This is a genomic window from Mycobacterium syngnathidarum (assembly GCF_001942625.1).
GTDB lineage: Bacteria > Actinomycetota > Actinomycetes > Mycobacteriales > Mycobacteriaceae > Mycobacterium > Mycobacterium syngnathidarum.
Genome location: NZ_MLCL01000032.1, coordinates 121923 through 144624, shown reverse-complemented (window position 1 = coordinate 144624; position 22702 = coordinate 121923). Strand labels below are relative to the sequence as shown.

At 67.8% G+C, this 22702-nt stretch carries 19 protein-coding genes and 1 pseudogene; 11 read left to right on the top strand and 9 right to left on the bottom strand.

All coding sequences use genetic code 11. The features are described 5' to 3' along the window. The first annotated feature begins 32 nt into the window (after positions 1 to 32). Positions 33 to 1121 (top strand): methyltransferase, encoded by a 1089-nt coding sequence (locus BKG60_RS10465; RefSeq protein WP_070945480.1) that lies wholly within the window; start codon positions 33 to 35, stop codon positions 1119 to 1121. Here BKG60_RS10465 and BKG60_RS10460 read toward each other — a convergent pair. Beyond that, positions 1118 to 1741, bottom strand: a complete 624-nt coding sequence (locus tag BKG60_RS10460; RefSeq protein ID WP_070945417.1) for a TetR/AcrR family transcriptional regulator — start codon at positions 1739 to 1741, stop codon at positions 1118 to 1120. The two genes, BKG60_RS10465 and BKG60_RS10460, sit on opposite strands and share 4 nt — an antisense overlap. Before the next feature lie 90 nt (positions 1742 to 1831). Beyond that, on the bottom strand, positions 1832 to 2971 hold the full coding sequence (locus tag BKG60_RS10455; protein WP_070185825.1) for a glycoside hydrolase family 3 N-terminal domain-containing protein: 1140 nt from the start codon (positions 2969 to 2971) through the stop codon (positions 1832 to 1834). A gap of 103 nt (positions 2972 to 3074) precedes the next feature. Between BKG60_RS10455 and BKG60_RS10450 the strand changes: the two genes are divergently transcribed. Together BKG60_RS10450 and BKG60_RS10445 are read left to right on the top strand one after the other, a co-directional pair. Further along, entirely contained in the window at positions 3075 to 3248 is a 174-nt protein-coding gene (locus BKG60_RS10450) for a DUF2613 domain-containing protein (protein ID WP_019346098.1), read from the top strand. 1 nt (position 3249) lies between these two features. Beyond that, a complete protein-coding gene (locus tag BKG60_RS10445; RefSeq protein WP_374243068.1) occupies positions 3250 to 7503 on the top strand; it encodes an alpha-(1->3)-arabinofuranosyltransferase domain-containing protein in 4254 nt (1417 codons plus the stop codon). Positions 7504 to 7754: 251 nt separating this feature from the next. Here BKG60_RS10445 and BKG60_RS10440 read toward each other — a convergent pair whose 3' ends face one another. From BKG60_RS10440 to BKG60_RS10430, 3 genes and pseudogenes are all read right to left on the bottom strand, one after another. Continuing rightward, positions 7755 to 8696, bottom strand: coding sequence for a R2-like ligand-binding oxidase (locus BKG60_RS10440; RefSeq protein ID WP_070185823.1), 942 nt, complete (start codon positions 8694 to 8696; stop codon positions 7755 to 7757). A gap of 4 nt (positions 8697 to 8700) precedes the next feature. Next, a pseudogene (locus tag BKG60_RS10435) lies at positions 8701 to 9391 on the bottom strand (TetR/AcrR family transcriptional regulator); the annotation flags it as partial. Positions 9392 to 9445: 54 nt separating this feature from the next. Continuing rightward, a complete protein-coding gene (locus BKG60_RS10430) occupies positions 9446 to 11038 on the bottom strand; it encodes an MFS transporter (protein WP_120764877.1) in 1593 nt (530 codons plus the stop codon). A gap of 34 nt (positions 11039 to 11072) precedes the next feature. Between BKG60_RS10430 and BKG60_RS10425 the strand changes: the two genes are divergently transcribed. Further along, complete coding sequence (locus BKG60_RS10425; protein ID WP_070945482.1) at positions 11073 to 11390, top strand: GNAT family N-acetyltransferase; 318 nt, start codon at positions 11073 to 11075, stop codon at positions 11388 to 11390. Here BKG60_RS10425 and BKG60_RS10420 read toward each other — a convergent pair. Together BKG60_RS10420 and BKG60_RS10415 are read right to left on the bottom strand one after the other, a co-directional pair. Next, positions 11387 to 12001 carry a class I SAM-dependent methyltransferase gene (locus tag BKG60_RS10420; protein ID WP_070945483.1) on the bottom strand — a complete coding sequence of 205 codons (615 nt, stop codon included), beginning with the start codon at positions 11999 to 12001 and terminating at the stop codon, positions 11387 to 11389. The two genes, BKG60_RS10425 and BKG60_RS10420, sit on opposite strands and share 4 nt — an antisense overlap. Before the next feature lie 76 nt (positions 12002 to 12077). After that, the gene (locus BKG60_RS10415; RefSeq protein ID WP_070945420.1) at positions 12078 to 12755 is read right to left on the bottom strand and encodes an isochorismatase family protein; all 678 of its coding nucleotides are present in this window, start codon (positions 12753 to 12755) and stop codon (positions 12078 to 12080) included. A gap of 115 nt (positions 12756 to 12870) precedes the next feature. Between BKG60_RS10415 and BKG60_RS10410 the strand changes: the two genes are divergently transcribed. Genes BKG60_RS10410 through BKG60_RS10395 form a run of 4 tightly spaced genes read left to right on the top strand, consistent with a single transcriptional unit; the run spans position 12871 to position 16237 of the window. Next, complete coding sequence (locus BKG60_RS10410) at positions 12871 to 13338, top strand: MarR family winged helix-turn-helix transcriptional regulator (RefSeq protein WP_239251670.1); 468 nt, start codon at positions 12871 to 12873, stop codon at positions 13336 to 13338. 5 nt (positions 13339 to 13343) lie between these two features. Next, on the top strand, positions 13344 to 13760 hold the full coding sequence (locus tag BKG60_RS10405) for a PPOX class F420-dependent oxidoreductase (RefSeq protein ID WP_070945421.1): 417 nt from the start codon (positions 13344 to 13346) through the stop codon (positions 13758 to 13760). A 19-nt stretch (positions 13761 to 13779) separates the two neighbouring features. Beyond that, on the top strand, positions 13780 to 14751 hold the full coding sequence (locus tag BKG60_RS10400) for a phosphotriesterase family protein (RefSeq protein ID WP_070945422.1): 972 nt from the start codon (positions 13780 to 13782) through the stop codon (positions 14749 to 14751). Between the two features lies 1 nt (position 14752). Beyond that, positions 14753 to 16237: an AMP-binding protein gene (locus BKG60_RS10395; RefSeq protein WP_070945423.1), complete on the top strand. Its 1485-nt coding sequence runs from the start codon at positions 14753 to 14755 to the stop codon at positions 16235 to 16237. Here BKG60_RS10395 and BKG60_RS10390 read toward each other — a convergent pair. Further along, on the bottom strand, positions 16200 to 17318 hold the full coding sequence (locus BKG60_RS10390; RefSeq protein WP_239251721.1) for an acyltransferase family protein: 1119 nt from the start codon (positions 17316 to 17318) through the stop codon (positions 16200 to 16202). The genes BKG60_RS10395 and BKG60_RS10390 overlap by 38 nt on opposite strands. Positions 17319 to 17554: 236 nt before the next feature. Here BKG60_RS10390 and pgfA point away from each other — a divergent pair, with 236 nt between their 5' ends. Then, the gene (pgfA, locus tag BKG60_RS10385) at positions 17555 to 18745 is read left to right on the top strand and encodes a cell envelope lipid trafficking protein PgfA (RefSeq protein ID WP_036390480.1); all 1191 of its coding nucleotides are present in this window, start codon (positions 17555 to 17557) and stop codon (positions 18743 to 18745) included. A 20-nt stretch (positions 18746 to 18765) separates the two neighbouring features. Then, entirely contained in the window at positions 18766 to 20457 is a 1692-nt protein-coding gene (locus tag BKG60_RS10380) for an MmpA family trehalose lipid delivery protein (protein WP_070945486.1), read from the top strand. Positions 20458 to 20684: 227 nt separating this feature from the next. Here the strand turns inward: BKG60_RS10380 and BKG60_RS10375 are convergent, their stop codons facing one another. Beyond that, positions 20685 to 21854, bottom strand: a complete 1170-nt coding sequence (locus BKG60_RS10375) for a glycosyltransferase family 4 protein (protein WP_070945424.1) — start codon at positions 21852 to 21854, stop codon at positions 20685 to 20687. Between the two features lie 48 nt (positions 21855 to 21902). Between BKG60_RS10375 and BKG60_RS10370 the strand changes: the two genes are divergently transcribed. Beyond that, positions 21903 to 22661 (top strand): class I SAM-dependent methyltransferase, encoded by a 759-nt coding sequence (locus BKG60_RS10370; RefSeq protein WP_207549579.1) that lies wholly within the window; start codon positions 21903 to 21905, stop codon positions 22659 to 22661. Positions 22662 to 22702: the final 41 nt, after the last annotated feature.

Here is a 22702-nt window from a genome sequence, read left to right as displayed (position 1 = left end):
ACGCCTCAACCACCCTGGCCTACAGTCATCCGGTGAGTCCCACCAAGGTGCCGCCCGCCCGAGTGGTTCGAGTGGTCGAACGCGTCCGCCATCATCTGCATCAGCTGTATCGACGTGCGGCACCACCGCCGGCGGCGATGCTGGAGATAATCCTCGGTGCCTGGATCGCCCAGGGCATCTCGGCCGCCGCGCAGCTCGGAGTTGCCGATGCGCTCGCCGGCGGTCCGTTGCGCCCCGAGGAGCTTGCCCGACGTGTCGGGGCCAACGCCGATACGCTGAACCGATTGATGAGAGCCCTTGTCAGCGAAGGGATTTTCCGCCGCACCCGCGACGGGCGCTATGCGCTCAACGCCCTCGGCGACACCCTGCGCAAAGATGCGCCGGTCTCGGTCGCGGGCATGGCGAAGTTCGTCGGATCACCGCAGCACCGCGAGCACTGGAGCCACCTCGCCGACGCGGTCCGCACCGGTGAGGCCGTCATCCCCAAGCTCCGTGGCCGGGCCGCATTCGACTACATCGGGTCCGAGCCGGAACTCTCGGCGATCTTCAACGACGCCATGACCAGCGTCTCCGAACTCGCGATCGCTCCGGTCACGGCGGCCTATGACTTCACTCGATTCAGCACCATCGCCGATGTCGGGGGTGGGCACGGCCGGATGCTGGCCGCCGTCCTGACCGCCACACCCGGGGCTCGGGGGCTGCTCTATGACCTACCGCAGGTGGTCGAAGGCGCACCGGAACTGCTCGGCAGGTACGGCGTGGCCGAGCGGGTGCAAGTACTTGCCGGTTCGTTCTTCGACAACGTGCCCGAAGGCGCCGACGCCTACCTGCTGAAGAACATCATTCACGACTGGCCCGACGACGAGGCGGTGAAGATTCTGCGCAATGTGCGCGCGGCCGCCACCCCGGGGACCACACTGCTGCTCGTCGAGTCGGTCATCCCCGAACACGACCGCGAGTACCTGGGCAAGTGGATCGACATGGAGATGCTGATCGGCATCGCGGCCCGCGAGCGTAACGAAGCCGAGTACCGCCGTCTCTACGAACAAGCCGGGTTCCTGCTGACCCGAGTGGTCCAGACGGCGTCCCCGTTCAGCCTCGTGGAGGGCGTGGCCGTCTAGCCAGCGGGGACCGACTGTGTTCCGGCGTCCGACGGCGTGCCCTTCAAGCCGCGCCAGAACAGATTGATCATCAACTCGGCGGCCTCGTTGACGTCGGCATCGCCCGTGCTGACCCGGCTGGCGATCGCCTCGCCGGCACCCACCAGCGCCACCGCCATCATCTCGAAGTCGCTGTCGGGCTGCGGGTTACGCGTACCGGTGCTGAGCAGCCGGGCCACCAGGTCGATGATGCGGTCGCGGCCCTCGCGGACGGTGTGCGCAAACGCCTGCGAGCTGGTGGCCTGGGTGTAGAGCACCATCCACGACGCCCGGTTGGCATCGATGTAGGTCAGGAATGCCAGCACGGCGCTGCGCAGCAGGTCCTTGGGGCTCTGCGTGAAGTCGATCTCCCCGCGCACCACATCCACGAAGCGCGTCAGCTCCCGGTCCAGGCAGGCGCCGAACAACTCCTCCTTGGAGCCGTAGTAGAGGTACAGCATCGGCTTGGAGATCTCGGCCTCCGCGGCGATCGCGTCCATCGAGGTCTCGTGATAGCCGTTGACCGAGAAAATCTGCACAGCAGCGTCGAGCATCTGCTGTTCACGCACGGCCCTGGGCAGCCGCTTCGTTCCACCTGCCATCCGAACAGGATAAGCGTCACCGCGAGCAGACATATATGTCCCCGACACGCCGGTGACGGCGGGACATATGCATCTGCTCGTGGACAGAAATCAGCAGCGCACGCCGCCCTTGGCGTCGGCATTGCGTTGCACCGCAGCATCCACCGCGGCCTGGTTCAGCTGGCCGTCGGCCAGTGCCTTCTCCAAGCCATCCAGGACTGCGGGCACTTCGTCGGTGGTGATCCACAGCGCGTTGTCGGCCCCGGCCTGCAATGCCTTGAGCACTGCCGCGGCCACGCCGTAGCGCTGATTGATCGCGGCCATGCTGGACAGGTCGTCGGTGTAGATGACGCCGTTGAAGCCCGGACCGCCGTAGTTGCCCGAGCGCAGCAGGTCATACGCCGCGGGGCTGAGGCTGGCCGGATCGGATCCGGTCAGGCCGGGTACCTCCAGGTGTCCGACCATCACCGCGACCGGGGCCTGTGTGGTCAGGGTCCGGTAAGGCACGAGGTCGTTGTTCTGCAGCTCGGCCAGCGGTGGTGTGGTGACCACCCCGGCGGTGTGCGAGTCGCCCGAGCCATGGCCGTGGCCGGGGAAGTGCTTGAGCACCGGCAGCACCCCGGCGTCGCGCAGTCCGCGAGCGTAGGCACCGGCATATTCGGTCACCTTGGCCGGATCGTCGCCGAAGGACCGGTCTCCGACGACGGTGTCGTCGGGGTCGGAGGTGACGTCGACGACGGGCGCGAAGTCGACGGTGATGCCGAGGCCGCGCATCTTCTTGCCGCGCTCGAGTGCGATGCCGTACACCTCGTCGACGGATTTGGTCTGGGCCAGCACCCGCGCCGACGGCTGCTCACCGATCAGCGAGGCCAGCCGCGACACCCGGCCGCCCTCCTCGTCCACGGTGACCGCCAGCGGCAACGGGCCGGCCGCCGAGATGTCGGGCAGGGAACCGTCGTTGAGCATCGACAGGTCGGTCCAGCTGCCGATCATGATCCCGCCGACGTGCTGCTCGGAGACCACGGAACGGGCGTCGGCCGCGTCTGTGACGCCGACGGTCAACAGCTGGGCCAGCTTGTCGCGGGGCGACAGGGCAGCCAGGTCGCAGACCGGTGCCGCCGGCATCGGTGCGTGAGTGGACAGCGGCTTCGTGTCCGGAGATTGAGACTCTGGCGCCGGGGTGCTCGGGGAGCAGGCCAGCAACAGCCCGGACAACGCTGCGAAGGTTGCGACGAGACGCGGTGAAGCCATGGGCTCCGACCTTAGCCGCTGAATAAGCAGTAATCGATTCTCTGCGTGTCGAGCCAGGTCCGCCTCACACGGATTCGGTGTGTCGCCATGCTAGGTTGGCCGGGTGAACCGGTTCGTCATCCCCTCAGCGGCCAGCGTCGTCGTCGGCCTGCTGTTGGGAGCGGCTGCAGTCTTCGGTGTGACGCTAATGGTGCAGCAGGACACGAAGCCTCCGCTGCAAGCGGGCGACCCGGCGTCATCGGTGCTCAACCGGGTCGAGTACGGCGACCGGTCTTAGCTTGGATGTGCCGCTAACGCGGCGGGCGCTTGACCCGCCACTTTCGCGGCGCTGGTTGTGGGTGGTCGCCGCCGCGACTCTGCTCCTGACTTTCGCCCAGTCGCCCGGAGAGATATCGCCCGACACAAAGCTCGACCTGACCGCCAATCCGCTGCGCTTCCTGGCGCGTGCGTTCAATCTGTGGAACAGCGATCTGCCGTTCGGGCAGGCACAGAACCAGGCCTACGGATACCTGTTTCCCCACGGCGCCTTCTTCCTGGCCGGTGACCTGCTCGGCGTTCCCGGGTGGGTGACCCAAAGGCTGTGGTGGGCGCTGTTGCTGACGGTCGGTTTCTGGGGAGTGTTGCGGGTCGCCGAGGCATTGGGCATCGGCAGCACCGGTTCGCGCGTTCTCGGTGCGCTCGCGTTCACGCTGTCACCGCGGGTGCTGACCACGCTCGGGGCGATCTCGTCGGAAACCCTGCCGATCATGCTGGCGCCGTGGGTGCTGTTGCCGGTCATCCTGGCGTTCCGTGGCGACCGCAACCTGCGGCTGATGGCGGCCCGGTCGGCGGGCGCGGTGGCGCTGATGGGTGCGGTCAACGCCTTCGCGACGTTGACCGGCTGCCTGGCCGCGATCATCTGGTGGGCCTGTCACCGGCCGAACCGGTTGTGGTGGCGGTTCACCGCGTGGTGGTTCGGCTGCACGGCGCTGGCGGTCGCCTGGTGGGTCGTGGCGCTGGTGCTGCTGGGTCGGATCAGCCCTCCGTTCCTGGACTTCATCGAATCCTCGGGTGTCACCACACAGTGGATGTCGCTGACCGAGATGTTGCGCGGTACCCACACCTGGACGCCGTTCGTGGCATCGACGGCCACCGCGGCGGCCTCGCTCGTGACGAGCACGGTCGCGGTGCTGGCGACCACCTTGGTGGCCGCCGCCGGTTTGGCGGGCCTCGCCTTGCGCTCGATGCCCGCGCGAGGCCGGCTGATCACCATGCTGTTGATCGGCGTGGTGTTGCTGGCCCTGGGCTATTCCGGGGGACTGGGATCGCCGCTGGGCGCAGCCGTCGAGGACTTCCTCGACGGCACTGGCACGCCGCTGCGCAACCTGGCCAAGCTCGATCCGGTTCTGCGACTTCCGCTGGCGCTGGGCCTGGCGCACCTGTTGGGCCGGATTCCGTTGCCGGGCAGCGCACCCCGGGCAGTGTGGATGCAGGCGTTCTCCCGGCCCGAACGTGACAAGCGGATCGCGGTGGCGATCGTGGTGCTCGCCGCCCTGGTCGCCGGAACCTCGCTCGCCTGGACCGGCCGTATCGCCCCGGCCGGAACGTTCACCGCGATCCCGCAGTACTGGCACGACACGGCGGACTGGCTGGATGCACACAACACCGAGCGGGGCCGGGTGCTGGTGGCGCCGGGCGCACCGTTCGCCACCCAGACGTGGGGCAACAGTCACGACGAGCCGTTGCAGGTGCTCGGGTCCAGCCCGTGGGGTGTACGGGATTCGATCCCGCTGACCCCGCCGGAGACGATCCGCGCCCTGGATTCGGTGCAGCGGTTGTTCGCCGCCGGCCGGCCCTCCGCGGGACTGGCCGACAGCCTTGCCCGCCAAGGCATTTCCTATGTGGTGGTGCGCAACGACCTTGATCCCGACGTGTCCCGGTCGGCCCGCCCGGTGCTGGTACACCGGTCGATCGAGGGCTCCCCCGGGCTGACGAAGGTGGCAGAGTTCGGCGCACCGGTGGGTCCGGGGACGCTGGAGGGCTTCGTCGCAGACAGCGGATTGCGACCGCGGTACCCCGCCGTCGAGATCTACCAGGTCGGCACCGGCGGGACCAACCCGGGCGCGCCGTATCTCGTCGACGCCGACGCGATGACGCGGGTGGCCGGTGCCCCCGAGGCGCTGCTGCGCCTGGATGAGCGACGCCGTCTGGACGGAATGCCTCCGCTGGGTCCGATGCTGCTGTCCGCCGACGCCGAGCGCGCCGGTCTGGCGGTCCAACCGCGCGGAGCGGCCGGCGTGATCGTCACCGACACCCCCACCGCGCGAGAGATCGACTACGGCCGCGTCGACGACCATGCCTCGGCGATCCGCACCCCCGACGATGCGCGTCACACCCACAACCGGGTGCCGGACTACCCGGCCGAAGGGGCCGCGCCGGTGTACGGCAAGTGGAACGGCGGACGGATCTCGGTGTCGAGTTCGGCCGCGGACTCCACCGCACTGCCCAACGTGGCGCCGGCCACCGGCCCGGCCGCGGCCATCGACAACGACGGTTCGACCTCATGGGTGTCCAACGCCCTGCAGGCCGCCGTCGGGCAGTGGCTTCAGGTCGATTTCGATCACCCCGTCACCAACGCCACACTGACCATCACCCCCAGCGCCACCGCCGTCGGGGCGCAGGTACGCCGCATCGAGGTGGCCACCGCGACCGGCACCAGCAGCCTGCGTTTCGACACCGCCGGTCAGCAGTTGACCGTGCCGCTGCCGGTGGGCGAGTCTCCGTGGGTGCGGATCACCGCCGTCGCCACCGACGACGGATCCGCCGGTGTGCAGTTCGGCATCACCGACCTGTCGGTGACCCAGTACGACGCGTCGGGATTCGCCCATCCCATCAACCTGCGCCACACCGTAGAGGTTCCCGCACCCCCGGCCGATTCTGTTGTCGCCCAATGGGATCTGGGCACCGAACTGCTGGGCCGGTCGGGTTGCGTGGACAGTCCGGTCGGGGTGCGGTGTGCGGCGGCGTTGGCGTTGGCCTCCGAAGAGCCGGTGAACCTGAGTCGCACGCTGACGGTGCCCACCCACACCGATGTCGAGCCGACGGTGTGGATCCGGGCGCGCCAGGGTCCCCAGCTGGCCGATCTGGTCGCCCAGCCCGGAACCACCCGCGCCTCCGGTGACGCCGACCCGATCGATGTGCTCGGTTCTTCCTACGCAGCCACCGACGGTGACCCCCGCACGTCCTGGACCGCGCCGCAACGCGTCGTCCAGTTCAAGGCGCCGCCCACACTGACGCTGAAGTTGCCCGCTCCGACGAAAGTCGGCGCCCTGCGGATCGACCCCGGCGCCCACCAACCGCCCGCGCACCCGACGCTGGTTTCGATCGACCTCGGCGACGGCCCCCAGGTGCACAAGCTGGCGGGCAACGGCGACGTACAGACGGCGAAACTCAAACCCCGGGTGACGGACACCATCACGGTGTCGTTGCTCGGGTGGAACGACATCATCGACCGCACCTCGCTCGGCTTCGATCAGCTCAAGCCCCCCGGGCTGGCCGAACTGACGGTGCTCGACGTTCGCGGCAAGCCCGTCGCCGCAGCCGACTCGGCCGCCAATCGCAAACGGACGGTGTCACTTCCATGCGGTCAAGGTCCGATCATCGGCGTGGCCGGCCAGTTCGTCCAAACCTCGGTGCGCACCACCGTGGGAGCCCTGCTCGACGGCGATCCGATTCCGGCCCACCCGTGTCGGACCGGCCCGATCGCGCTGCCGGCCGGTCAACAAGAACTGCTGGTCAGTCCTGGCTCGGCGTTCGTGGTCGACGGCGTCGTGCTGAACACGCCTGCGGCCACCCAACTACGCGCGGCGACAACGTCTCCCGTCGCGACGCCGGTGTGGTCACCGGACCATCGTGAGGCCCGGGTGCCGGCCGGTGCCCACGCCCGGGTGCTGGTGGTGCCCGAAAGCGTGAACCCGGGTTGGATCGCCCGCAAGGCCGACGGAGCCGTGCTGACCCCGGTGAAGGTCAACGGTTGGCAGCAGGGCTGGGTGGTCCCGGCCGGCGACGCCGATACCGTGACGCTGTCGTTCCCCTCGAACCGTCCGTACCGCATCGGGTTGATCGGCGGGCTCGCTCTGCTTCCGCTACTGGCTCTGCTCGCGTTGTGGCCCGCTCGTCGCCGCAGTCCGGACCTGGAGCCGGTGCGGCCGTGGCAACCGCCGCCTGCGGCGGCCGGGGCTGCGGTGCTCGTGGTGGGCACGGCGATTTCGGGCCTGCCGGGATTGCTGGTCGCCGGTGGCGCGCTGGGACTGGGCTACCTGCTGCGCGGTCGAGAGCGCTGGCGCGAGAAGCTGACCGTGACCGTGTCTGCGGGCGGCCTGATCCTGGCCGGGGCGGCGCTGAGCCAGCATCCGTGGCGGTCGGTCGACGGCTACGTCGGGCACTCGCCCTGGGTACAGCTGCTCGCACTGTTGTCGGTGGTGTTCGTCGCGGCGTCCGCGGTCACGCCTGACCTGGGCTTGCACCGCAGGAAACCGGAGGATTCCGCGTAGCTGTTGACAACACAGGTATGCGGTACTTACGGTACCGGCACGCGTGGCGCAGTCCTGGAAACACTTTGCTGTGGGGGGGATCGCGGGTTGCGGACCTGGATTGCGCCCGACTGGATGCAGTAACTAACGAAGCAGTCAGTTGGCGGGCTGAGCGTGCGGCTTAGCTGTGTTCGCGTGGTTGCGCACTATGTGGTGCGCACGGCGTGCGGTGTCGGCGGCTGAGGGGTTCGCCGACACCGCACGCTCGCGGTCTATGCGGTCGCCGCCAATGCGCGTGCATCCTCGTCGGCGAATGTGTCCTCCAGCGTCAGCGGTGAGTAGTCGAGGTCGATCTCTTCGAGCGGCCGGCCTCTGGCGCTGCTGATGGTGCCGAATCGGCGCATGCCCTTGTCGGCGGAGTACTGCATGAACTCGTCTTGCACGAGGCCGAATGGAATGTCCGGGGCGTAGAGGGCGAAGCCCTCCTCGGTGAGACGCAACGCCAGCGGGATGAGCTCGTTCATCCGGTCCTCGAAGACTGTCCAGTTGGCATCGTCGGCGGCGACGTGGCGACGACAGGTGAACGTTCCCCACGCCATGTGGCGACGCTCGTCGTCCCCGATCCGGCGGACCAGTTCCTGCATCCCGGGCAGGATCCCCCGGTCGACGCAGATCTTGTGCCAGGCGTAGTAACCCGTGAGCGCGAGCATGCCTTCGACGATGTGGTTGTAGGTGACGGAGGCGCGAACCTGGGCGGCCGGCGACGGGTCGGCGTACAACGCGTCGAGTGATGCCGGCAGCTCCTGGTAGAACACCTGTCGGTAGGCCGAAAGCTCGTCGAAGTAATTGTGCAGATCATCGGTTATCCCGACGGCGTCGAGCCACATGCGGAACACCTGCGTGTGCTTGGCCTCCTCGAACGCGAACTGCGTCAGGTACATCTCGTCGCCCAGGCGGCCCTCGGCCCGCATCGCGCTCATGAACGGCTGGATGTCCTTGGTCACCGCTTCCTCCCCGGCGATGAACTGCGCGCACAGCCGGGTGGCGTACTCACGTTCCCGGGCCGTCAGCGCCTCCCAGTCCGCCCGGTCGCGGGAGAAGTCGATGTCGGCCGGATTCCAGAACTTGGCGTTTCCCCCGGCGAACAGACGCAACGGCACACTGTCCCAGTTGAGACCGCCTTTGGCCAGCGAGCCGAACTTTGTGTGTGACATGGGAATTGACCTCCTCAGGTCTGGTGGGCTGCTCGGGTGGTCGCCGGGGAATTGGGTACCGTGAACGCGGCCCGCAATACTGCGATGAGTCTGCGCACGGCCAGTGCCGGCTGCTCGGGGCTGGGCTCGTCCAGGCCCAGAATCGGATCCATCCCACGCACATACGGCGCGAGCGCGAGGTGCGGAAAGATCATCAACAACAGCGACAGCAACGCGCCGGCGTCGGCGTCGGCTCGGAGGTCTCCCCGGGCCTGAGCGTCCCGCACGAGAGGCTGCAGCACCTCCAGATAGTGGCGGTGGATCACGGTTCGCACGCTGACCCTGGCATCGGTGTCCACCTCGAAGCTGGCCGCCGCATGCAACGAACGGTCTTGCGGGTGGTCGGCGAAGTAGGCCACCCAATCGTCGAGCAGGTCGGTGAGAAATTCGAAGAACGGTCGATTCGGGTCGCGGGTGCGGATCCGCTCCTCCATGTACCCGCGCACCCGCTGGCTGCCGATGTCGGCGATGAACGCGTAGAGGTCACGTTTGTCCGCGAAGTATTGGAACAGGCTGCCTTTCGCCACGCCCGCACGTCGCGCGATGACGTTGAGGCTGCCACGGGAGTACCCGCGTGCCCCGAACTCCGCCTCGGCGGCCTCGACCACCGCGGCTCTGCGAGCGGGATCCAAACGTGCCCAGGTGACCGTCGGCATCTGACTCTCCAGCCTGTATGACCACTGGTCATACTACTGTGATGGGCCTCACAGTCAAGGAGTCTTCACTGCGATCAGATGGTGCGAGACGGGCTCACCCTCAACCCAGCGCTCAACCGCCTGCTCGATGAGCAGGTCGTTGCCCGTCAGCCTGGTGCGGTGCTGGCGCAGGTGCTCGTCCCATGACCGCACCACGAACGCCTCGACGAAAACGCGTTCGCGTTCCACGGCGCGAAACAACCGCCATTGCGTGGCCCCGGTGCGCTGGCGGGACCGGCCCAAAGCGCCCATGGCAGCGAAGAACTCGCGCTCCTGCTCGGGTGCCACCCGATAGGAGGTCAGCACCAGGACCGGACCGTCGGGCGGCTCTGGTTCGAACACCAGGGCAGGTTCGGGCCAGTGCGCCGACGGGGTCATGTCGAGATCGCCGGTCCGCGCGTGCAACGGCCACCACCACGCCGACACCGCGCAGAACACCAGCAACCCGGCACTGATCAGCAGCGACGTGACAGTGGACGTCGCGCCGGCAACCAGCCCCCACACCAGCGAGCCGATGGCCTGACCACCCATGAACGTCAACTGATACACCGACAGCCCGCGGGCCCGAACCCAGGCAGGCAGGCTCAGCTGCATCGAGGCGTTGAGCGTGGACAGCGCCAACAGCCAGGACGTGCCGCCGAGGACAAGCGCGGCCAGAACGATGCCGAAATTGTGGACCAGCGCCAGAACCGCAGTGGCGCCGGCGAATCCGAACGCGGCGACGATCAACAACGTGTTGAGACCGAAGGCGAACTGCAAGCGACCCAGGACCAGCGCGCCGAGCACGGCTCCGACCCCGAGCGCCCCCAGCAGCAGGCCGTAGCCGGACGAGGACAACCCCAACTGTCTCTCCGCGATGACCGCGAGCAGGCCCCACAGGGCACTGCCCGGCGCGATGAACAACACCGCTCTGAGCAGAATTCGCCTGATGATCGGCGACCTGCGGATGAACCGGCCACCCGCGCCGAGGGCGGCCAGCGGTCGCTCGGCGGGCAGCACGTGCTGGATGGCGGGGCGGCGCCAGACCAACAGGACGACGACGATGCCGGCGAACGAGACCGCGTTGAGCGCGAACACCAGCGTCGGGCCCGACAGGGAAACCAGCGCCCCGGCAATCGCCGGACCGATCGCCCGGGCGCCGTTCATACTCATGCTGCCCAGCGCGGCCGCAGCCGGAATCTGTTCGCGGGGAACCAGATCCGGCTGGATCGCCTGCCAGGCAGGCGCGGTCAGCGCCTGCCCGCAGCCGATCAGGAACAACAGGGTCAGCAGCACCGTAGGGGTGGCCAGCCCGGCGCCCGTCAAAGTCGCGAGCGCCGCCACCCCGGCCGCCATGGCCCCCTGGGTGGCGAGCAGCAACCTGCGCCGGTCGACGAGGTCGGCGAGCACGCCGGACGGTAGGGCCAGCAGCATCACCGGCAGCGTGGTGGCGGTCTGCACCAGTGGTACCAGCACCGGGGCGCGCGGATCCCCGACCAGCATCCACTGGGCTCCCACGGTCTGCATCCAGGTGCCCAGGTTGGAGACGAACTGCGCGATCCACAGCGCGCGGTAGATCGGCGACGCCAACGGCGCCCAGGTCGACGTGGTGGTGGCGGCCATCTGCATGATCGTGCCAGTGCCACTGCGGCATAGTGGAGACATGGCTGAAGTCCGCAACGTACCCGAAGCCCGCCATTACGAGCTCACCGTCGACGGCAAGCATGCCGGTCTGGCTGCCTATGTCGACTCCGGCAATCAGCGCATCTTTCATCACACCGAGGTCGACGACGAGTTCAGTGGCCGCGGCCTGGCCGGCGAGTTGGTCTCGGCCGCACTGACCGATGCCCGCGCAGCCGGCAAGCGCCTTGTCGCGGTCTGCCCGTACGTCGCGAAGTACGTACAGAAGCACCACGACTTCGATGACGTCCTCGACCCCGCCACCCCCGAGGTGATGGCGGCGGTCGAGGCGGCCAGCTAAACCTTTCTGGCGGTGACCAGGAAGCCCGGCATCTGTGCACGGCCTTCGGGCAGGGCGGCGTGCAACTGGGCCGGGCGGATCTCGTCGACCTGCCAGTACCGCGAAACCTCTTCCCGTAGTTGGTCTTCGGTGAACGGCGTGGGGCCGGGCCCGTCGTGATCGCTGAACGCCCCGGTGCCGAAGGCCAGGATGTAGAAATGCGCGCCGGGGGCGGCCGCGTGGTACATCGAGCGTAGGTAGCCGTCGCGCAATTCGTCCGGAAGGGCGTGCAGTAGGCCGCTGTCGAAGATCGTGCCGAACCGCCCGTCGTACCCGGTGAGCGTCGAGATGTCAGCAGCCACGAACGTTGCGTTGGCCAGGCCGCGGTCCGCGGCAGCCGCAGCGGCGGCCGCAATCGCCGTCGGGCTCAGGTCGATGCCAACGACGGTATGGCCCCGTGCCGCCAAGGCCAGCGCGAGCTCGGCGTGGCCGCAGCCGGCGTCGAGGACTTCACCAACTACGGCGCCGTCGGCGTCGATGATCGCGGCATATTCCGGTTGCGGTGCACCGATGCTCCAAGGCGGGGTCTGCTGCTGGCGATAAGCGTCGTCCCAGTCGATTCGATGTGTCATGTCGTCGTTACTCCTTTTCTTGTCGTAGGCGAACCGGATGCCGGCGGTGCCACCAGTCTCGTTGAAGTGAGACCCGTCAGACCCCGGCGGCCAGTTTCCGCTCGGCGTCGGCACCGTCACCGCCGGTGGCCTCGGCCTGGGCCCGGCTGTAGGACTCGATGAGCAACCGGTAATTGGTCATGACCCCGGAGTACAGTTCGGCGAACTCGGCGGCATCGGGCCGGTTCCAGGTCCGCTGCACCTCACTGGCCACTGCCGCGGTATCGATCGGCACGGCACCGGCCTGCACCAGTCGCGCCATCGCGGTCTGTTGCGACACCTGCGAATAGGTGCCGGAAACGTCGATCACCGCGAACACCCGATATCCGTCGGCGAGCGCGCTCAACGCGGGCTCGACGAGGCAGACCGAGGTGATCACCGCGGCCACGATGAGTGTCTTGCGTCCGGTAGCGGCGACGGTCTCGCGAAATGCCGGAGCGTCCCACGCGTTGATCTCGCCGTTGCGCGGCACGTAGGTGGCATCGGAAACGATCTCGTGGATCTCTGGGATCAACGGGCCGTTGGGCCCCTGGGGCACCGAAGCCGTGGCGATGACGGGGATGCCGGCGATCTTCGCAAGCGTGGCCAGCGCTACCGCGTTGCGTCGGACCTGGTCATGCGCCTGGTCGTTGACGACCTGAAACAACCCGGACTGATGGTCGATCAGCAGCATCACGGCATCGTCGGGGTCGATTAGTCCGAAATTGGTGGTCATGGCATCCTCCTGGTGTAGTAATTCAAATTTGTACTATCTGAAACTAGGCATGTTTCTGCTTTATTTCAAGATGTGGCGGAGCATCGATTAAAATTCGAATCACTGATCGAGAGGGGTGAGGGAGATCGCCGACATACTGTCCGCCGCGCAGCAACGCGCCTGGCGGCCCTACATCGAGGCCAGCCTGCGACTGGAGACCAAACTCGATGAACGGTTGCGTGAGACCACTGGCTTGACCCTGATGGACTACCACCTGCTGATGCTGCTGTCAGAAGCCCCCCACCACCGGTTACGGATGAGCGAACTCGCCGACAAGATGGTGTTCTCCCGCAGTCGCATCACCTACCAGATCACCTCGATGACCAAGCGAGGACTGGTTCTGCGGGAGCCTGCCCCCGAGGATGGCCGGGGCCACCGGGCCGTGCTCACCGCCACCGGCATGGACACATTGCGGCAGGCAGCGCCGTTGCACAGCGAATCGGTCCGCGAGTTGTTCTTCGACCACATCCGGCCCGGCGAACTCGACTGCATCGAAGGGGTATTCACCCGGCTGCACCAGTATCTGGAAGAGCACAGGAAGTAGACCCGATGACGTTCACCCCTGCCGAACTGGCCTTCCTTCGCGAGCAACCGATCGGACGGCTGTGCACCGTGGGCCGCACGGGCGATCCGCAAATCCGCCCCGTCGGGGTCCATCTGAGTCCCGACGGGGACGGCATCGACATCGTCGGCCACGCCCTCGCCTCGACGCAGAAGTGGCGCAACGTCGTTCGCAACCCGCAGGTGGCGTTCATCGTCGATACCGTGCTGTCGATACAACCACCGGACGCTCGTGGAGTCGAAATCCGAGGTTCGGCAACGCCATTACGGGGAGCCGGCAGCACCGACGGTGGACTGTCCGGCGACATCATCCGCATCGCACCGCGCCGCATCATCAGCTGGGGACTCGACGGCGCGGGCACCACCGCCCGCGACTGGACCGAATCCCCACGCGCGACGGGCTGATCGACCTAGCATCGGGCTCGTGCCGACAGTCAACACCGCCCACGGAGCCATCGATATCGCCGACCTCGGCGTCACGCTCATGCACGAGCACGTCTTCATCATGAGCAGCGAGATGGCCCAGAACTACCCCGAGTCCTGGGGTGACGAGGCCAGCCGGGAGGCCGATGCGATCGCACGGCTCACCGAACTCAAGTCCCGCGGCATCGACACCATCGTCGACCTCACCGTGGTCGGACTGGGCCGCTACATTCCGCGCATCGCCCGGATCGCCGCGGCCACTGAGCTCAACATCGTCGCCGCCACCGGCTTCTACACCTATAACGATCTGCCGCTGACCTTCCACTTCAACGCGCCCAAAAACGGACATCCGGACCCCATGACCGAGATGTTCGTCCGCGACATCGATCACGGCATCGCCGACACCGGCATCAAAGCCGCAATCCTCAAGTGCGCCACCGACGAACCCGGCGTCACCCCGGGCGTCGAGCGAGTCCTGCGGGCCGTCGCCCAGGCCCACCGGCAGACCGGGGTGCCGATCTCCACCCACACCCACGCGGCCAGCCGGCGCGGCCTCGAACAGCAGCGCATCTTCGCCGAGGAAGGCGTGGACCTGTCCCGGGTGATCATCGGCCACTGCGGCGACACCACCGACATCGGCTACCTCGAGGAGTTGATCGCCAACGGTTCCTACATCGGCATGGACCGCTTCGGCGTCGACGTCTTTCTCCCGTTCGAGGAACGGGTCGCGACCGTCGCAACCATGTGCGCGCGCGGCCACGCCGGAAAGATGGTGCTCTCGCACGACACCTGGTGCTACTTCGACGCGTTGCCTGACGAGCTCACCGCGCAGGCCCTTCCGAACAGCCATTACCTGCACATCCACAACGACGTGCTGCCCGCCTTGCGTGAGCGCGGGGTGACCGAGCAGCAGATCACCACGATGCTGGTGGACAATCCGCGACGAATCTTCGAGCGCAAGGGCGGGTACTGAGATGACCGACGCCTTCCCGACCATCCCGACCGCCGTCAGCCAACTGGTCGCGGCTGATCCCGACCGGCCCGCGGTAACCTGCGGGGACGTCACGCTCACCCGGGCCGAACTGGAGCGCTCCGCCAATCGACTGGCCCGTGCCTACGCCGAACGCGGTGTGCGGCAAGGTGATTACATCACCATCAATTTGCCCAATTCGATCGAATGGGTGCAGGCGGTCCTGGCCACGTGGAAGCTTGGCGCGGTGCCGCAGCCGTTGTCACCCCGGTTGCCGGACGCCGAGTTCGCCGGGATCCTGGCGTTACGTCCCCGGGCCCTGGTGGTCGGCCGCGACGCCGGTGAAACACCCTGGGTTCCAGCCGGTTTCACCCCTGACGCCGGACTGTCCGACGCGCCACTGCCCGAGGCGGTCTCGCCGACGTGGAAGTCGATGGCCTCGGGCGGCAGCACCGGCCGCCCGAAGCTGATCGAGGCGGGCGGCGACAGCCGGGTGCCCGCCCTGATCGGCGTTCCGCTGGGCGCCCAGCCCGGAGACGTCACGCTGATGTCGGTGCCGATGAGCCACAACACCGGTTTCACCACCTTCGCCATCGCCCTGCTGCAAGGCCACCACCTGGTGTTGATGCCCCGTTTCGACCCGGTGGAGTTCCTGCGGCTGGTCACCGAACACCGCGTGACGTTCCTGACCACGGTGCCGACCATCATGCAGCGCCTGCTGCCGGTCTACCGGGCCGACCCGAAAGCCTATGACCTGTCCAGCATTCGACGCTTCTGGCACGTCGGCGCACCCTGCCCGCCCGCGGTCAAACAGGCGTGGATCGACCTGGTCGGCCCAGATGCGCTGTGGGAGCTCTACGGCGGTACCGAACTGCAGGCCCTGACCTTCATCTCCGGTGAGCAGTGGCTGCGACATCCGGGTTCGGTCGGCGTGGTGGTGGCCGGTGAGATGAAGGTGCTCGACGACGACGGAGCCGAATGTCCCCCTGGCGTGACCGGTGAGATCTACATGCGGCCCGGTCCCGGCAGTGCGCCCACTTACCGTTATGTGGGCAGCACGGCCAAGAGTCGCGACGGCTGGGACTCCCTCGGAGATCTCGGGTATTACGTCGACGACGGGGACGAGCGGTTCTTCTACCTCAACGACCGGCGCGTCGACATGTTCACCGTGGGCGGGAAGAACGTCTACCCGGCCGAGATCGAAGCCGCGCTGGCCGACCATCCGGACGTGTTGTCCTGTCTGGTGGTCGGTGTACCGCACGAGGATCTGGGTCAGGTGCCATACGCCTTGGTGCAGACGTGTGACGGGTCCGGCCTCGACGCCGCGGCCGTCCAGGACTTTCTGCACGAGCGCCTGTCCGGCTACAAGGTGCCCAGCTGGGTGGAGTTCGCCGACACGCCGCTGCGTGACGACGCCGGCAAGGCGCGCCGCACCGCGGTGCGCGACGAGGTCATCGCGCGGCTGGGGCAGGCTCCGGCTCGTCGGTGATCGAACTGTCCAGCGGCGGCACCGGACGCTCGTTGCGGTACTCCCACCGCCGCAACGCCTCCCGGCACGGGGATTCGACCAGCGCATAGCTCACCGCGGCCAGCGCGAAGCCGAACACCAGCGTCAGGATCAGCACCACGAGCATCTGCCCGTTGAACAAGAACTCGCCGATCATCGGGAACACCATGGCCAACGCGGCCAGATGCCAGACGAACAATCCGTAGGACCAACGGCCCAGCGTCACCATCACCTTGTTGCCCAGAATCCGGTGGCCGGTGTCGGGATGGTCGAGGACCAGCGGGGCCAGCAGCGCGCCCGCGACGATCGCACCCATCGCGGTCTTCAGCGTCACCTGGCCGACCGAGCCCGGGCGTAGCCCTTCCAGACCGGCCAGCGGCGAGGCCGCGATCGCGAATGCCACCGCGGCGATCACACCCATCAGGATGCGGCGCCGAGCCAGCCGGTGCACCCATCCGAATGGGCTCACCGTGAGTTCGGCGAGCACCATGCCCGCGGCGAACCACGAGAAGAAGGCCGGCGGCCAGTTCCACGGATTGAGTCCGGTAGTGCCGTCGAACGGAATGCGCACCCACAACAAACTCAGTGCCGCCACGGCGATGATGACGCCGATGCGGGCCCGCACGGGCAGCCGCCGCGCCAAGAGCGCCAGCACCGGCAAGGCCAGATAGAAACTGACCTCGACCGAAAGGCTCCACATCTGCGTGAGCCCCGCAGTGAGCGTCAGCGGCACATAGATCTGGGTCAGGGTCAGGTTCGCCAGCCACACCGTCACGTCGGCCTTGGCCTCGGGCAGCAGCAGGATGATCACCACGACCGCCACCAGATAACCGGGCATGATGCGCACGATGCGGGAGCGCAGGTAGTGACCGGTGCGGGGGCGAGGACGCAGGCCCCGGGCGGCCGCGGCATGGCCCCGCCAGAGCAGGAAGCCCGAGAGCGCGAAGAACACCGCGACCGCGAGGTCGAACCGGCCGAAGAATCGGCCGGTCACCCCGGTGGTGTGCCCGGTCTGGAAAGCCACGTGGGTGAGCACCACACCCATGGCCGCGCAGGCGCGCATGCCTTCGACGGCCGGCAGGAAGCTGCGCGTTCCGCCGACCTGCTCCGGACCGTTCTGGACGTCCGATGCTGCCGTCGCCACGGCGACCAGTGTGCCGCGCTGTGGCAACCCCGCCAAAACTGCGGGTTAATGCACCCGCGGAGTGCCACCGGAGTAAGTAATGGCCTTAAATAGTGCTGTTAGGGTCGAACGGGTTTGCCTCACGACGAGTTGGCCCACACTGAAGGAGGCCCGGTTTGAACCGCGCAGTGGCGCTGCGTATCGCAGCATGCGGACTGATGGGGCTGGGTGCAGCCCTACTCATCGCCGCACTGTTGCTGACCACCTACACCAAGGGCAAGATCGCCAAGATCCCGCTCAACCTGGATACCAGCCTGGTCAGCGATGGCACCGCGACCGCTTTTGATCCGGAATCGCTGGTGGCCGAGAAGTTCTCCGTCGACCGCAACGTGCCGGTCGCGCTTCAACAGCAGGTCAGCGTGGAATCACCGTCCAACGCCGAGGTCGTGACGCTGCAGGTGGGCAGCACGCTGCGACGCACGGACCGGCAGAAGGACTCCGGCCTGTTGTTGGCGATGGTGGACACCGTCACCATGAACCGGAGCTCCGCGCTGGCCGTGTCGAGCGACAACAACCCGGGCGGGGCACTGCAGAAGCCGCGGGCCATCGAGGACGAGAAGCCGCCGACCAACGTCGCGCTGCCGCACGAGGGCCTGACCTACCGGTTCCCGTTCGACACCGAGAAGAAGACCTACCCGTTCTTCGACCCGATCGCGCAGAAGGCGTTCGACGCCAACTATGACGGTGAAGAAGACGTCAACGGGCTCACCACCTACCGGTTCATCCAGAATGTCGGCTACGACTCCGACGGCAAGCTGGCCGAGCCGGTGAAGTACTCGTCGCTGTACGAGGACGACGCAGACAGTTCGGTTACCGCCACGGCCGCGATGTGGGGAGTGCCCGGTGAACCCGACGAGCGGATCACGATGGACCGCTTCTACGCCGCGCAGCGCACCTTCTGGGTCGATCCGGTGTCCGGCACCATCGTCAAGGCGCAGGATCACGGCTACCAGTACTACGCGCGGGACGCGCTCAAGCCCGAGGTGACCTACGTCGACTACAAGGTCACCTACAACGAGGAAACGGTCGAGTCCCAGGTCGCGGCCGCTCAGGATGAGCGTGACCGGGTGTCCCTGTGGACCCGGGTCCTGCCGATCACGTTCGCCGCACTGGGCCTGCTGGCGCTGGTCGGTGGCGCCGTCGTCGGTTCGTTCGCGCTGCGCGCCGAGTCGACCCTGATCGATCCCGGCCTCGACACCGCCGATCACGGATTCTTCAACACCCAGGGCTTCCAGGTGCCGGGTGCGGAGGCCAAGACCGAGAAGCTGCCCGCACAACGGCCGTCCGACCTACCACCGGACCGGTAGATCTGCGCCTGCGCTCCGCCCTGCTGCCGGCCTATGCGCTGGCGCTGTCCTTACTGGTAACCGGGCCCCTACTGGGGCCCGGTTACCTGCTTTTGCGCGACGCCGTCTCGACCCCGCGGTCGTACCTGTCGGACGCGGCGCTCGGGCTGACCGAGGCCGCACCCCGGGCACTGCCGCAGGATTTCTTTGTCGCGGTGACCTCGGCCGTCATCGACGGCGGGATCGTGGTCAAGGTCCTGTTGGTGGCGGGGTTGTGGCTGGCGGGCTGGGGTGCGGCCCGGCTCGCCTCGGCCGTGCTGGGCTGCGGTTTGCCCGGCCAGTTTCTCGCGGCAACGCTGGCCGTCTGGAATCCATATGTGGCCGAACGGTTGTTGCAGGGTCACTGGAGCCTGCTGGTCGGCTACGGCTGCCTGCCCTGGGTGGCGGCGGGTGTGCTGCGGCTGCGGGCGGACCCCCGCACGCGAGGAGGACAAAACGGTTCGCGCCTCGGGGCGGTGTGGGGTCTGATGTTCTGGATCGCCCTGGCCGGCTTGACGCCGACAGGCCTGATGCTGGCCGCCACCATCGCGCTGGTCTGCCTCGCCGTCCCCGGCACCGGATGGGGGCGACTGCGGGTCGGTGCCCTGGCATTAGGGGCGGCCGCACTTGCCGCGATGCCGTGGCTGGTGGCCGCGGCCGTCGGGGGCACGGTGTCATCCCCGGCGTCGGCGGCCGGGGTCCACGCATTCGCGGCCAGGGCCGAGCCGGGTCTTAGCACCCTGGGCAGCCTGGCCGGCTTGGCCGGTATCTGGAATGGCGATGCGGTACCCGACTCACGCACAACGCTTTTCGCATTGGTCGCGACGGCGGTGCTGATCATCATCGTGGCGCTCGGCCTGCCGGTCGTGCTGCGTAACCGCACGGCGGCCCCGCTGCTGCTCCTGGCCGCGGTGGCGGTGGTGATCCCGGCGGCCATGGCCACCACCCCTGGGCTCGCATTTGTCGAAGCGACCATCCGGACCGCGCCCGGCCTCGGCGTGGTGCGTGACGGGCAGAAGTGGGTGGCCCTGGCGATGCCAGGCTACGTGCTGGCTGCCGCTGCCGCACCCGACACGTTGCGCCGGCTGCGGGTGCCATCGGCCGCTTCGGCTGCGGTGGGCTGTGCTGCGCTGATCGCGGTACTGCCCGACTTGGCCTGGGGCGTGGGCAATCAGATGCGCGCAGTGCAGTATCCGACCGGGTGGGCCGCCGCGACAGCGACGATCAACGCCGATCCCCGGCCGGTGGTGGTGCTGCCACCGGACAGCATGCGGTTGTTCTACTGGTCGGGTACCGCGCCGGTACTCGATCCGCTGCCCCGGTGGCTGCGCGCCGAGGTGCTGTCGACCGGCGATCTGGTGATCGGCGGTCAGCTGGTGCCCGGGGAGGGGAGGCGGGCTCGCGCGGTTCAGGATCTACTGCGCTCGGGCGCCGACCGCCCAACCATGGCCGACGCCGGTGTCGGCTGGTTGGTGGTCGAAACCAACGGTGTGCCGGCCGAATTGGACCTTCCGGTGGCCTACCGGGATGGCGACGTCGCCGTGTACCGGATTGGCGGCGATCACCCGGCCTCGCCTCACCGAGGCGTGATGATCGCCGCGCATGGGGTGTGGCTGGGAGTGCTGGCCGGCGGGGCGCTCGGGATGGCTGTGAGCTTCTGGCGAGCACATGGACGATCAGGCCGGCGCGGTTAGCCTCGGCGGATCGGGGTGTCGTGCGTGGCGGTTCTGCGTGTCGCGGCGCGGAAGCAGGTGCCTAGTTGCCCGGCTGCGCGCGACTTTTCAGCGACAATGGGTTTGATGAGGCCAGCGATGCCCGTGTGGCAATTGTCGCTGGAAAGTCGCTGACAGCCGGGCACATCGACATCACGTCGAAAACTGCGATTCGCGTGACCAGCGGCGCCCGCTCGACCCCTGGCGGACTAGACCAACCCACTGACGTACTGCCGCTCGTATACGGACCCCAGCACGGTGCGCATCGCATCCGCGCTGAGCCGCCAAGAGAACTCGTCGCTGCGGGTCTGCGCCTTGCTCCCCAGCTGCACTCGCATCACCGGATCGCTCAGCAGCTGGCGGATCCCCGCGACCAGGCCCTCACGGTCCTCGACCAGCAGACCGGTGACCCCGTCGACGATCGAGTCGGTCAGCCCGCCGGAGGCGCGGTAGCCGATGGTCGGCACCCCGTGTTGGGCGGCCTCGGTGACAGCGAGCCCCCAGCCTTCTTTGCGCGAGGGCAGGACATGGACCCAACTCTGCTGCAGCACACGGTGTTTGGTTTCTTCGTCGACATGACCGTGGAACGTCACCGAATCGGAGATGCCGAGCAGTTCGGCGTGCTCGACCAGCCGCCGCTGCCACCAACCACCGCCGAGAATGTCCAGGTGCAGCCCGGGCACTTCCGCACGCAGTGCGGCGACCGCTTCCAACGCATCTTCGATCTGCTTGTGCGGCACCAGCCGCGACAACACCACCAGCCGCGGGCTGGTCGAGCGGGGCAGTTCCAGCGTGGGGCCCGGGGCCTCGTCAAGGCCGTTGCGCACCACTGCGATCCGGCCGGAATCGACCCCGAGTTCATTCAGGTCGCGGGCCGAGGGCAGTGACACGGTGACGTACTGGTTGCGACGGTGCAGTCGCGGCGAGAGTTTCGACTCGACGAACCAGCCGATCCGGCCCTTCATCGGGCCGGCCACCGGCCACAGTTCGCGGTGACAGTGATGCACGAGCACCGCGACCCGCCGGCCGAACGCGAGCCGAGCCAGGAAGGGCAGCCCGTTCTGGGTGTCGACGACGACGTCGGGCCGAACCCTGCGCAGCGGCCCGAGGCCGACGCGGGCGGCCACCATGGCCAACCCGGCCCAGATGTAGACGCTGTAGGGACCGCCGGCTCTGTTGATCTTGACGCCGTCGACCACCTCGCGCCGCGCCGCGCCCGGGTACCGCGCGGTGCGCAGCGTGACGTCGACGCCGTCATCGGCCAGGCACGCACCGATCCGTTGCAGATATGCCTCGCTGCCGCCGCCCTGCGGATGCCCCGTATCGCGCCAGCAGAGCAGCAGGACGCTCCGCAAGCGTGGGTCGGGACGGGCAGACATCGTGTTGAGGGTACCGGTCAGTAGGTTGAGCGGGTGCAGCCCAGCGACATCTCGGCGCGCTTCGCCCGCCGGGCCACCTTGAACCGGTCGGTGCGGCTACTCGCGCAATTCCGGTTCGAGCAGAGCCAACCCGCCCGGTTCTACGGCGCGCTGGCCACCGATACCGTCGCGATGACCACGGACTTGTGGACGGGCGCCACCGGTGAATCCCCTGCCGGCCGCACCGTGCTCGACGTCGGCGGCGGGCCCGGCTACTTCGCGTCGGCGTTCGATCACGCCGGCCTGCGCTACATCGGAGTGGAGCCGGATCCGCGCGAAATGCACGCGGGACCAGCTGCGGACACGACAGAAGGCACGTTCGTGCGGGCCTCCGGGATGGCACTGCCGTTCGCCGACGACAGCGTCGACATCTGCCTCTCCTCCAATGTCGCCGAGCATGTGCCGCACCCGTGGCGGTTGGGCAACGAGATGTTGCGGGTCACGAAGCCGGGTGGGCTGGCGGTGTTGTCCTACACGGTGTGGCTGGGTCCGTTCGGCGGCCATGAAATGGGGCTGACGCACTATCTGGGCGGAGCCCAGGCGGCCGAGCGCTACACCCGCAAACACGGCCACCGACCGAAGAACGACTACGGCTCGTCGTTGTTCGCGGTGTCGGCCGCCGACGGTCTGCAGTGGGCCGCCGCCACCGGCGCGCTGATCGCGGCTTTTCCGCGCTACCACCCACGATGGGCCTGGTGGATGACGGCGGTGCCGGGGTTGCGGGAGTTCCTGGTGAGCAATCTGGTGCTGGTACTACGACCGTCCTGAAACCGTCAACTGGAACAGGTTCTCGTTTTTCTGGGAAATCT